Origin of the sequence: Amycolatopsis japonica, assembly GCF_000732925.1 — a bacterium.
GTDB classification, from domain to species: domain Bacteria; phylum Actinomycetota; class Actinomycetes; order Mycobacteriales; family Pseudonocardiaceae; genus Amycolatopsis; species Amycolatopsis japonica.
The window spans coordinates 4528005-4539548 of the sequence record NZ_CP008953.1 but is presented as its reverse complement, the minus strand read 5'-3'; the positions used below and the strand labels follow the sequence as shown (position 1 = coordinate 4539548).

Below are 11544 nucleotides of genomic sequence, written 5' to 3'. Positions count from 1 at the left end.
TTACGGCGCGAGTTGCAGCCGCATGGCGCTACGCGGTGACGCGGATGTCGTCGACCGCGGACTCCCACAGCGACGCGGTGCTCGCGTCGGCGGCTTCGACCAGCAGGCGCACGCTACGGCCGGCGAACGACGACAGGTCCGCCGTCGCGTTCTGCCAGACCCCGGCCACCTCGGTCGCGGACCCGGTCTTCTCGAACACCGTCGTCGGCGTGGTCCCGTCGAGGACGCGGATCCGCAGGTAGTCCGCCGACGTCGCGTTGTCGCCGTGCGCGAAGGTGTAGGAGAACGTCAGTTTCCCGCCCGCGGGCACCGTGAACGCCGGTGAGGCCATCGACGACGCCCCGCCGTCGAGGTCGTTGACGCCGTACTCCGACCCGGCCAGCCGCCCGGTGACCAGGCAGTTCACGCCGCTGGTGGTGTCGCCGCGCTGCTTGATCTGGTTGCTGTAGGTCGAGGTGGTCTGTTCGGGGTCGCCTCGTTCCCACTTGCCCGCCGTCGCGGTGTCGGAGCCGGCCGCGTTGAGCCGCCAGCCCTTGTCGGTCTCGAAGTCGTCGGCGAACGCCTCACCACCCGCTGTACCGACGCTCACCGTGACCTTCGCCGTCTGCGTCGTGGAACCCGAGGTCCCGGTGACCGTGGCGGCCGCCGATCCGGACGCGGTGTCCGAAGCGGACAAGGTCAGCGTCGCGGTCGCCGTGCCGTTCGCGGGCGGGGTGACCGACGAGGGGGAGATCGTCCCGGTCACGCCCGAGGGCAGGCCGGAGACCGAAAGCGCGGTCGCCGCGGTGAAGCCGCCGGTGCTGCCGACGTTCACCGTCACCGACGCCGTCCCGCCCGGTTTCACCGACACCGACGACGGGGTGGTGCCCACGGAGAAGGCGGGGGAGGAGACGGCCTTTTTGCATTTGCCGGTCGCGGTGTCGGTGAAGGTGCGGCCCGACACCGGCACGAAGTCGCTGCGGTAGTCGGTCGCGCTCAGCGTCAGCTTCCCGACGCCGAAGGTGTTGGTGTTGCCGGCCTCCTGCACGGCGGCCGAGGACTGGTCGAAGTTGTAGTAACCCCGGCCACCGGTTCCGATCAGCAGTTCGCGGACGCCGTTCGCGTCGTCGCGGGTGCCGTCCGGCCGGGACGGTGCGTAGCGCTGATAGTTGTGGTCGTGGCCGACGACGATGAGATCGGCCTTCGCGTTGTAGAGCGCCTGGAAGAACGGCGTGACCGACGAGTCGTCGCCGTGTGTGCCGCGGCTGAAGCGCGGGTGGTGGAAGAACGCGGCCGTGCAGGGTTTGGTGCTCGCCGCCAGGTCGTTCTTCAGCCAGGTCTCCTGCGCCGAACCGGTGCTGCGGGTGATGTTGGAGTTGAGCGCCACGAAATGCCAGTCCCCGACGTCGAAGCTGTAGTAGCCCTTGCCGCGTTCACCGGCTCGCGCGCCGAAGTAATCGAAGTACCCGGAGGCGCCGGACGTGTTGTATTCGTGGTTGCCCGGCGTCGGATAGGTGATCGCTTTGAACTGCCCGTAGTAGGGGTCGTAGTTGTTCTTGTATTCCGACAGCGTGCCCGAACTGTACGCGTTGTCCCCGGCCAGGATCAGCGCCTGCGGGTTCATGTTCTTGATCAGCGGCGCGGTCTGGTTGCACGAAGACCCGCAGACGTCGCCGACGGCGGCCACCGTGGTCGTCGCCGCGGCGAGCGGCCGGTCGCCCGCCTGGTAGGCGTCGATGGCGAAGCGGCTGGCGGGATCGGACAGTGCCGCCGACACCCGCACACAGTCGCCTTCGAACGCGCGGGTGTGGAACGCCTTGCCCGGCCAGTGACGCGAGGTGAGCGTGTACGAGCCCGCACTGCTGCCGGTCAGGGTCACGGAGTCGTTGCCACGCAACGAAAGCTCCGTGAACCGGACGCGTAGCCAGTGTGCGCCGGGCGCGCAGACGGACCGGTCGGCCGAAGTGGACGTGCCGCCACCGGATACCGACGCGGGGCCGCCGGTCACGCCCGCTTCGGTCAGTTGTGGAACCTGATCGGCCACTTCGGGCACGGCGGGCGGAGCGGCCCCGCCTGCCTGGGGATGCGCGGCGACCAGGAAGGCCCCGGCCGCCAGCGTGGAGGTCGCGACGGCGAGCGTGCGACGGCGCCATCGTTTCGTGGTTGAGCGCATGCGAAAATCATCCTCTTCGGTCATCGGCGGGAGGACGTGCGAGTCGTCGGGGATTCGGGGGATTCTTCCGACGATTCCGACCCTAATCGCGGCCCGGGGAGCGTCAACGAAAAGTCGTGGCGAGGCTGGATAACTCTGAACGGCGCCCGTTCACCCGACGAAAGTCGGGCGTTTCGGACGGTACGCTGCGCCTTCATGACGAGTCTCGCTCCGGCGGAATTCGGTGCCGCACTGCGCGCCGCGATCGAACGCAGCGGGCTGAGTCTCAGTGAGATCAGCCGCCGGTTGCGCGATCACGAGACGCCGGTCAGCGTCAGCGCGCTCAGCTATTGGCAGAATGGCGAGAATCGGCCGGAACGGGCGAGTTCCCTCGCCGCGGTGACCGCGCTGGAGGTCATTCTCGGTCAGTCGCCGGAAACGCTGACCGGATTGCTCGGCCCGCGTCGTCCTCGTGGGCGCTGGACCGTCCGCACCGGACACGCCCTGAGCTACGACCAGGTGTGGCGGCGGCCGGAGGAGGTGGTGCGCGCACTGTCCAAAATGGACGTGACACCGGACGAGCTCGACACCCCGCACCGGCTTTCCCAGTACCTCACCTACCGCGTCGACGGCGACGGCAACCAGGAATCGGTCCGGGTCCGGCGGCTGATCCGCGCCGATCGGGACGGCACCTCGCGGTTCGTCTTCGTGAACCGGTGTACCAGCATCACCCAGCCGCCGTCCGTGCTGTTCACCGACGGCTGCCGACCGGCGCGGTTCCGCGCGGACGTCCCGTCGTCCACCTGTGTGTTCGAGTTCGCCCTCGACCGCACCTTGGCGGCAGGCGAGCTCGCCGTCGTCGAGTTCGGCGTGCGCTATCCGCCGGGCCAGGGCAAACGGCACGTGCAGGTCGCGCTCTACCGGCCGGCGCGGGACGTCGCGGTGCAGGTCAGCTTCGATCCCGGCCGGTTGCCGCGGCGCTGCGCCGGTTTCTTCCGGCCGCGCGGTGTCCTGCCACCCGAGGAACGGTCCGAGGCGACGTTCGACCGGGACACCAGCACCTTCCAGTTCATCACCCTCGATCCACAGCCCGGCCAGTACGGCATCCAGTGGAGCTGGACCTGACTATTCGTAAGGCCGTTCGGGCGCGGGGACCGGCGTGGCGCTTTCGACCTTCAGGAACGGGATGCGTTCGCCGTTGACCTCGTCCACCACGGACCCCGGCCGGAACGTGCCGGTGACCTCGATCCAGGTGTCGGGTTCGCTCGGGACGCGACCGTCCAGCACGACCTTGACCGGTCGCTCGTCGGCGGCGCAGCAGGTCAGGATCATCCGGACGAGCAGTGCCGCGCCTTCCGCGCCGGTGGCGGTGAAGCCGGTGAGCACGACCCGCCTCGCACCGAGGGAACGGCCCTCGTCGAACACCGCGCGCGACGCGTAGTCCAGGACGGTCACCTTCACCGGGTCGCCGTCGGGGAGTGGCGGGTATTCGTCGGAGCGCGTCAGCGCCATACCCGCGTTTCCCGCCGCGTAACTGCCGAGCGGTTGCGGGGCGACCAGCAGCAGGGCGAGCACCGGAAGCGGGAGCAGCCACCCCACTTTCGGGTGACGATGGCGGTTCGTGGCCGCGAGCACCAGGACCAGGAGGCCCGACGCGAGCAGGAACGGCCAGAGCCCTTCCTTGACATAGCGGAGGTACTGGCCGGTCAGGCAGACCTTGAGCACCGCCGCGCCCAGCAGGAGCAGCACGACGGTCGCGGCGGTCCGGTTCACCAGAGCACCGTCCCGGTCACGGCCGCGCAGGCGAGCGCGACCACGAACGTGGCTGGCGCGAACCGCGCGGCGAACCGCCTGCCGAAGGTGCCGGCCTGCATGGCGAACAGTTTCAGGTCGACCATCGGCCCGACCACCAGGAACGCCAGACGGGCGGTGAGGGAGAACTGGGTCAGCGAGGCGGCGACGAAGGCGTCCGCCTCACTGCAGATCGACAACAGGACCGCCAGCAGCGACAGCGCGAGGACACCGAGCACCGGATCGTCCGCGACGGCCTGGAGCCAGCGGCCCGGGATCAGGACGTTGAGTGTCGCGGCCGCCATGGCCCCGACGACGAGGAAGCCGCCCGCGTGCACCAGGTCGTGGCCCGCGGCGCCCGCGAACGCCCGCCAGCGCGTGTCACCGTGGGCGTGTTCGGGCAGTTTGATCCATTCCGTCCGGCCGAGGCCGAGCCACAGCCAGCCCATCACGACCGAAGCGGCGAGCCCGGCCGCCGCCCTGGCGAAGACCATCGACGGCCGATCAGGGAACGCTATCGCCGTCGCGGCCAGCACGACCGGGTTGAGGGCGGGAGCCGCGAGCAGGAACGCGAGCGCCGCGGCCGGGGTGACCCCTTTGCGCACCAGGGCGCCGGCGACCGGGACCGAACCGCATTCGCAGCCCGGTAGCACCATTCCGGTCGCCGCGGCGGCCGGTACCGCGAGGGCCGGATGTTTCGGCAGGGCTTTCGCGAAGAATTCCCGCGGCACGAAGACCGCGATGGCGGCGGAAAGGGTCACGCCGAAGACGAGGAACGGAACGGCCTGGAGCACGATCGAAACGAAGACCGTCGTCCAGGTCTGCACGATCGGCGCCCCGAGGACGTCGCCGAGCAGACCCCGCGCGAGCAGAATCAGCACGAGAAAGCCCGCGAGCACTTCCACCGAACCGATGCGCGAGCGCACTCCGGTGTCCGTCATGTGGCGAACCTCCCATCGACGCTCACGACTTTAGGGATTTCGCGGTCCACCTGGAATTTCGTTGTCTGGATAACGCTGGACGGCCACGAATGGGCCGGGTCACCCGCCTCGCCCGGTCGGGGGTATTTCCGGATTCCGATTGTGTTCACCCGGCCGGTGGGCACAAGAATCGCCGCATGCGTGCAAGGCGATTCGCCTCTCTTTCCGCCGGTGCCGCCGCTGCGGTGTGCGTGGCGGCTCTCGTGGTCACCGACGGCGCGGCCGCCGCCCCTTTGCCGGGCGGGCTGGGACCGTGCGTCGGTCCGGCCTGCCCGGGTAAATACCCGCCGGTGAACAACAAGGACTACGCGGGCCGGGACAACGGCATCAACGTCTATGTCGGCGGCGAATTCCAGGTACGGGAAGCGGCGGCCGAAGCCGAAGGACGGGTCGTCGTCCTCGGCGATTTCGACATGGCGAAACGAGCGGGCGCGTCGTCCGTCTACAACGTCGGCATCGCCGGCGTGGGATCACGTGTTCCGCCGCCCGACGGCGCCGACTTCCTGACCACCGGCGGAAACGTCAGCGTCGCGGCCGACCAGCGGCTGCTCGCCGACGGCGGGGTCGTCCGGCACGCGGGAACCGTCACCGGGACGGTGACCGGGAAACTCGAGAAGGACCCCGACGCGGCGAAGCCTTATTTGAGCCTGCGCGAGGATCTGCGAGTGGCGAGCAAGTGCTACGCGCGGGACGGCGCCACACCGCGGCCGGCCACCGGCACGGCGGTCAACCAGGGCTATCGCACCCTGTTCACCGGGGACGGTAACTCCGCGCTGCAGGTGTTCACCGTGGACTTCGACCTGACCGGCGCCACCGGCGGCATGCAGGGAATCGAGTTCGAGGGCATCCCGGCCGGGGCGACGATCCTGGTCAACATGGTGGGAGCGGCCCGCACGATCAACACCTACACCGGTGACCTGAACGATCAGGACCCGCTCAACAAACTGCGCGAGCGGCTGCTGTGGAACTTCCCGGACGCCACCCAGGTGAAGATCGCCGGTGGCGCCCAGTTCCAGGGAAGTGTGCTGATCGGCGAACCCGGGAGTACCGCGACCGTCACCGCGTCCGGGATGAACGGCCGGTTCTTCACCACGGGCTCGCTGGTGCACAGCTCCGAAGCGACCGGTGGTGGCGGGCAGGAGTTCCACGCCTACCCGTTCGACGGTGATCTGCCGGAATGCGGCAGCACGCCGACCACTACGCCGAGCAGCTCGTCCTCTTCTTCGTCTTCGTCTTCGTCGAGCTCGGCCACGACGAGCAGCAGCTCCACCTCGACGAGCCCGACTTCGACGACGACCACGACCAGCTCGCCGACCTCGACCACGTCCACCTCGACGTCCAGCTCCTCGACGTCGGCCACGTCCACTTCGACCACACCGACGTCGACCACCTCGTCGAGTCGGACGAGCAGCACGTCGACCAGCCCGACGTCGAGCAGCTCTTCGTCCAGCGCGACTTCATCGAGCCCGACGTCATCCAGTGCCACGTCGTCGAGCGCTACTTCGAGCAGCGCCACCAGTTCGTCCAGTGCCACTTCGAGTAGCAGTTCGCCGACCACTACCAGCAGCTCCTCGAGCACGTCCCCGGCTCCCGGGGTGACCACTTCCGCGACACCGGGGCAGCCGGGAGCGACCACGCCGGGCGGCGGACCGTCCGACAGCGGCCCGTTGGCCTCGACCGGCAGCGAGATCCGAGGTCTGCTGGTGTCGGGCCTCTTCCTGCTGCTGGTCGGTGGCGCGCTGGTGGCGCTCACGATCCGGTCGAGGCGCCGCGAGTCCTGATACTCCGGCCACTCGGAAGGCTCGATCCACTGCGGACCTGTGCCATCGTGGGCCCGCAGGAAATCGAGGAGGAGCCGTTGCCCGATGAAGCCCGACGAGAACGAGTGCGCCGGCCGGCCTCGGTGCATTCACGCCCCGGGACGTCTCCCAGAGAACTCGTGCGCACCCACCTGGCCGAGGCCGGAATCGAGGACGTGACCGGATCATTGCGGGCCGCCCGGGAAGCGGGCGACATCGCCGCGAACCGTGATCCGGCACGGGAGGCGCATCTCCTGTGGAGCATGGTGAATCTCCTGCGCGCACCGGCCGGTGTGGACGAGCGGCAGGCAGCCGAGGTGCTGGCCACCGTCGACTACCACCTCGACCTCTTGTTCCGGCCACGCCCGAAACTCGCCGTCGTCGTGGTGGACTGCCCCGATCCACAGGCCCTGGCTCCGTTCTACGAAGCCCTGTTGGGCGTGCCCCGGACCGGGAGCGGCCCCGATCACGTCAGGATCACACTGGGCGGTGACCAGCCCGAGCTCGCCCTGCACCGCACCGATCACTTCGTCCGGCCGGACTGGAAGAGGGGCGACCCCGCGCAGCAACTGCACCTGGATCTGCTCGTCACCGACCTGGACGAAGCGGAGCGAGAGGTACTCGCCCTCGGCGGGCACCTCCTCGACGGCTCGGACAAACCCATCGGCTACCGCGTGTACGCCGATCCGATCGGACATCCGTTCTGCCTGGTCACCCCTGAGGGACTCGGATGACCTTCATCGCGGTGTCGATGACGTCGCGGCGGTCCACCAGCAGGGCCTCCGCGGCGGTCCGGCCGGTCGCGGCCAGGTAGGCGTCGACGAGCCGGTTGCCGACCGCGTATCCGGCGCCGGTCGGCAGGCCGACGGGAGTGCCGCCGTAGCGGGCGGCCGTCTCGTCGCCGTGCACCCAGGCCGCGAAGTTCTGCATACCGGTGATCTCCAGGCCGGAGACGACCTTCTCGAATACCGCGTCGTCACCCAGATGCGGCACGCCGATGCGGGCGTAGCCGAGTTCGTCGCCGTACAACTGGCGGGCGAACGCGTCGGCGAGGCCTTCGGACACGATCTGCTCGCCGACCGTGACTGTCGCCGGATCCCAGATCACCCCACCGGGGCTGTAGCGCAGGTTGTGGTTGAGCTCGTGGACGGCGGTGGCCTGCAGCCTCGCCAGATTCTCCGGATACGGCCAGAAATTGAGGTAGATGTAGCCGGACACGCTGCCGTTGGCCGACATCCCCAGGTTCGGGCCCATGAAGTGCCGGTCGCCGGGATCACCCAGCACGGTGAGCACGGTGATGTCCGGGATCGCCAGCCCGGGCGTCGCGGCGAGCTGGGCGGTGACGGCGTCGTCGAGGGCTCGTTGGATGCGGTCCCAGGCGTCCGCTTCGTGCAGGGCTTGGAGAGCCTCCAGACAGCGATCCTCGTCGCGGTCGAGAGGGAATCCGGAGCTCATCGCGTGCATCGCCACGAGGTCGACGTCGCCGGGGAAGTAGCGGTACATCCCGGCGGCGGGCTCGACCATCGCCTTGAACAGTGCCGCGCGGTCCGCCCGAGGTGCGCGCAGGATCTCGCGCATGGCGGGGTAGGTGTCGAGAACGGTGATCGTCATGGGAACGACGGTAAAGGCTCCAGTGGGTGGAGACTCAAGCGTTGTGAGTCGGACCCTGAGAACGGACCAGGGGAAAGCCCGGATGTCCCCGCCGGCGCCCGCTTCTAACGTCGTGATCATGATCCGACGGATGCTCCTGACGGTGCTCGCCGGTGCGGCGAGCCTGCTCGTGCCCTGGACCGTCTACCTCGCGCACACCCTGCCCGACCGGTACGACACCGGGCAGTGGCGCGCGGCCTGGGTCGGATTCGACGTCGCGCTCCTGCTCTGCTTCGCGGCGGGAGCGTGGCTGGGGATGCGCCGGCGGCGGGCGGCCGTGCCGCTGCTGTCGGCGACGGCCGCGATGTTGTGCTGCGACGCGTGGTTCGACGTCATGCTGGGCTGGACGTCGTCCGAACGGTGGACCAGTGTCGCGCTCGCCGTCTTCGTCGAGATCCCGGTCGCCGTGGTGCTGGCCTTCGCCGCGCGGCGGCTGTTGGGCGACGCGCTGCCGAAGCGATCGGTGAACCTGAACGACATCACGATGCGCGAGGACCCGCGCTACCACCTGGTGACGCGCGCGCTTCCCGCCGCCGAGGAGGACGTCGCGCGCCGGACCGGGCTGGCGCGCGCCGAAGTCGACGAGTGTCTGAAAACCTTGCAAGACAACGGTTTCGTGCGCCGCGACCGGAAAGGGAACTGGCTCTCGATCCCGCAGGACTTGCGCGAGCCGAAGCCGGACGACTACGACGGCGCGGATCGGGAACGGGTCACCGCGTTCCTCGACGCCAAGTACGCGAACGAGGTCGCTTTGCTGTCCTGGGCGGCGGAGCACCGCGACGAGTTCGGTCCGTGGGCGACGGCGCAGCGGACTTCGGCACGGCTGACCGAGGCGGAATTCCGGGAACTGGACGCGGAATACCGCGAGCTGATCACGCGGTACTGCCATCGCCGTCGCCGCCCTGTGCAGGGCGAGAAGGAACTTTCCGTGCGTTTCTACGCCTTCCCGCCACCGGAGACGGTCCCTGTCTAGGGATGCCGCCAGGCCAGGAAGGTCTCCAAAGTGGTCAACCGGTGCTCGCGCACGGCCAGTTCGATTTCCCCGGCCGGCGCGTTCCGGTCGAACAGGTCGAGGATCTTCTGGTGCTCCTGCACGGATTCGTGCGCGCGGCCGGGGACGAAACTGAACGTCGACGTGCGCAGCCCCGCCAGCCGGTTCCAGCCGCGGTTGACCAGATCGAGCACCTGCGGATTGGGACAGGTGCCGAACAGGACACGGTGGAAGTCGCGGTTCAGCGCGGTGAACCGCGACGGCTCGAAGTTGTCGAGACACGCCGTCAGCTCCGCGTTGAGTCCCTTGGCCTGGTCGAGCGCCTCATCGGGGAGGGAGGGCGCCGCCAGCGCGGCGGCGTACCCCTCGACCAGCGCGAGCGTCTGCATGGTGTGCTGGTAGTCGCTCTCGTCGGCCATCGCGACCTGCGCGCCGATGTTGTGCTCGTAGGTCACCAGCCCCTCGGCCTCCAGCCGCCGCACCGCCTCGCGCACGGGCACGGTGCTGACGCCGAGCTCCTGCGCGATCTGCCCGAACACGAGGCGGTAGCCGGGGGAGAAGGTGCCGTCGTCGATCCTCGCCTTGATCCAGTGATAGGCGATCTGCGACTTGCTCATCGCGGTCGAGTTCACCGCGTCGCCCGCGGTCACGAGTAGTGCAGCCAGACTGATTTGATCTCGGTGTACGCGTCGATCGCCCACGGCCCCATCTCGCGGCCCCAGCCCGACGCCTTGTACCCGCCCCACGGCGCGGCCATGTCGGGGATCGGCGGCATGTTGACGAACACCGCGCCCGCGCGGATGCCGTTGGCGAATCGCTGCGCGACGCCCAGGTCGCGAGTCCACACGGTGGCCGCGAGCCCGTATTCGGTGTCGTTCGCCCGCGCCAGCAACTCGTCCGGATCGTCGTAGGCGGTCACGGCGAGGACCGGGCCGAAGATCTCCTCGCGCATGATCGTCATGTCGTCGGCCACGCCGGCGAACAGCGTCGGAGTGTAGAAGTAACCGTCGCGGTCGACGGGTTTGCCGCCGGTGACCAGCTCCGCGCCCTGCTCACTGCCGGTCGACACGAGGAAGTCCACGTGCTCGCGATGCTTGGCGGACACGAGGGGCCCGAGCTGCGTCGACTCGTCCAGCCCTGGACCGAGCTTGAGGCCCTCGAGCCCGGCGGCCAGTTTCGCGACGAACTCCTGTTCACGCTTGCGGTCCACGAAGAAGCGGGTGTACGCGGCACAGACCTGACCGCTGTTCAGTGTCGCGCCCGCGAGGTTGCCGGCGACGGCGGCGTCGATGTCGGCGTCGCCCGAGATGATGCTGGGCGCCTTGCCGCCGAGTTCGAGGGTGAGCCGCTTGAGGTTCGACTCGGCGCTGGCCGCCGTGATCAGCTTCCCGACCGCGGTCGACCCGGTGTAGGACAGGTGGTCGACGTCGTCGTGCCTGCTCAGGAGCGCGCCCACCGCGCCGTCGCCGGTGACCAGGTTGACCACGCCGGGCGGGAACCCGGCCTCGTGCACGAGCTCGACCAGCCGGATGCTGGTCAGCGGCGTGACCTCGCTGGGCTTGATCACCACGGTGTTGCCGGTGGCCAGCGCGGGCGCGAGCTTCCACACGAGGATCATCAGCGGGAAGTTCCACGGCGTGATCAGCGCGTTCACGCCGACCGGTTCGCGCCGGGTGTAGTGCAGCGTGTCCGGGAAGGACACCGGGTTCGTGGTGCCCTGGATCTTGGTGACCCAGCCCGCGAAGTACCGCAGGTGCTCGGCCGCGCCGGTGACGCTGACCTGGCGGGAGATCCCGATCGGCTGGCCCTGGTCGCGGGTTTCGAGCGCGGCCAGCTCCTCGTGGTGCTCGTCGACCAGCGACGCCAGCTTGAACAGCAGCGCGGCCCGCTGGACCGGCAGCAGCCCCGCCCAGGCGGGGTCGTTCAGTGCCTTCCGTGCGGCACCGACGGCGGCGTCGACGTCGGCGGCCGACGCGGTGCCGACCTCCTCGATCACCTGGCCGGTGGCCGGATCGTACGTCGGCAGGGACCCGCCTCCCGCGGCGGTCCACTGTCCGTCGATGAACAGGCGTGTGGCCATGGCTAGCTCCTCCTCGACCGGTGTGTGATCGAGTATCGGGCGCCGCGACGTCTCCGGTCTTGCCCGCCAGGGCACGCCGATTGTCGGCCAGCGAACCGAATCCGCCGGACGTCCGCGTGCCT

The 11544-nt window shown here is 69.3% G+C and carries 10 protein-coding genes; 4 read left to right on the top strand and 6 right to left on the bottom strand.

Annotated elements, in window-relative coordinates; genetic code table 11:
- Positions 1–28: 28 nt before the first annotated feature.
- Positions 29–2152 carry a metallophosphoesterase gene (locus AJAP_RS21075; RefSeq protein WP_038514415.1) on the bottom strand — a complete coding sequence of 708 codons (2124 nt, stop codon included), beginning with the start codon at positions 2150–2152 and terminating at the stop codon, positions 29–31.
- Between the two features lie 195 nt (positions 2153–2347).
- Here AJAP_RS21075 and AJAP_RS21070 point away from each other — a divergent pair, with 195 nt between their 5' ends.
- On the top strand, positions 2348–3256 hold the full coding sequence (locus tag AJAP_RS21070; protein WP_038514413.1) for a helix-turn-helix domain-containing protein: 909 nt from the start codon (positions 2348–2350) through the stop codon (positions 3254–3256).
- Here AJAP_RS21070 and AJAP_RS21065 read toward each other — a convergent pair whose 3' ends face one another.
- Together AJAP_RS21065 and AJAP_RS21060 are read right to left on the bottom strand one after the other, a co-directional pair.
- A complete protein-coding gene (locus AJAP_RS21065; protein WP_038514411.1) occupies positions 3257–3904 on the bottom strand; it encodes a TIGR03943 family putative permease subunit in 648 nt (215 codons plus the stop codon).
- A complete protein-coding gene (locus tag AJAP_RS21060; RefSeq protein ID WP_038514410.1) occupies positions 3901–4863 on the bottom strand; it encodes a permease in 963 nt (320 codons plus the stop codon). Before AJAP_RS21060 ends, AJAP_RS21065 begins: the two co-directional genes overlap by 4 nt.
- 176 nt (positions 4864–5039) lie before the next feature.
- Here AJAP_RS21060 and AJAP_RS21055 point away from each other — a divergent pair, with 176 nt between their 5' ends.
- Together AJAP_RS21055 and AJAP_RS44820 are read left to right on the top strand one after the other, a co-directional pair.
- The gene (locus tag AJAP_RS21055) at positions 5040–6683 is read left to right on the top strand and encodes a choice-of-anchor A family protein (RefSeq protein WP_051972537.1); all 1644 of its coding nucleotides are present in this window, start codon (positions 5040–5042) and stop codon (positions 6681–6683) included.
- A 158-nt stretch (positions 6684–6841) separates the two neighbouring features.
- On the top strand, positions 6842–7435 hold the full coding sequence (locus AJAP_RS44820) for a VOC family protein (RefSeq protein WP_228694534.1): 594 nt from the start codon (positions 6842–6844) through the stop codon (positions 7433–7435).
- Here the strand turns inward: AJAP_RS44820 and AJAP_RS21045 are convergent.
- Entirely contained in the window at positions 7413–8312 is a 900-nt protein-coding gene (locus AJAP_RS21045) for a DUF2268 domain-containing protein (protein ID WP_038514405.1), read from the bottom strand. The genes AJAP_RS44820 and AJAP_RS21045 overlap by 23 nt on opposite strands.
- 118 nt (positions 8313–8430) lie before the next feature.
- On the opposite strand from AJAP_RS21045, the gene AJAP_RS21040 reads away from it, so the two are divergent.
- Positions 8431–9324 carry a helix-turn-helix domain-containing protein gene (locus AJAP_RS21040; RefSeq protein WP_051972833.1) on the top strand — a complete coding sequence of 298 codons (894 nt, stop codon included), beginning with the start codon at positions 8431–8433 and terminating at the stop codon, positions 9322–9324.
- On the opposite strand, the gene AJAP_RS21035 is transcribed toward AJAP_RS21040, so the two are convergent.
- Positions 9321–9992 carry a GntR family transcriptional regulator gene (locus AJAP_RS21035; protein WP_081975771.1) on the bottom strand — a complete coding sequence of 224 codons (672 nt, stop codon included), beginning with the start codon at positions 9990–9992 and terminating at the stop codon, positions 9321–9323. The two genes, AJAP_RS21040 and AJAP_RS21035, sit on opposite strands and share 4 nt — an antisense overlap.
- Complete coding sequence (locus AJAP_RS21030) at positions 9989–11422, bottom strand: aldehyde dehydrogenase family protein (protein ID WP_038514403.1); 1434 nt, start codon at positions 11420–11422, stop codon at positions 9989–9991. Before AJAP_RS21030 ends, AJAP_RS21035 begins: the two co-directional genes overlap by 4 nt.
- Positions 11423–11544 lie beyond the last annotated feature (122 nt).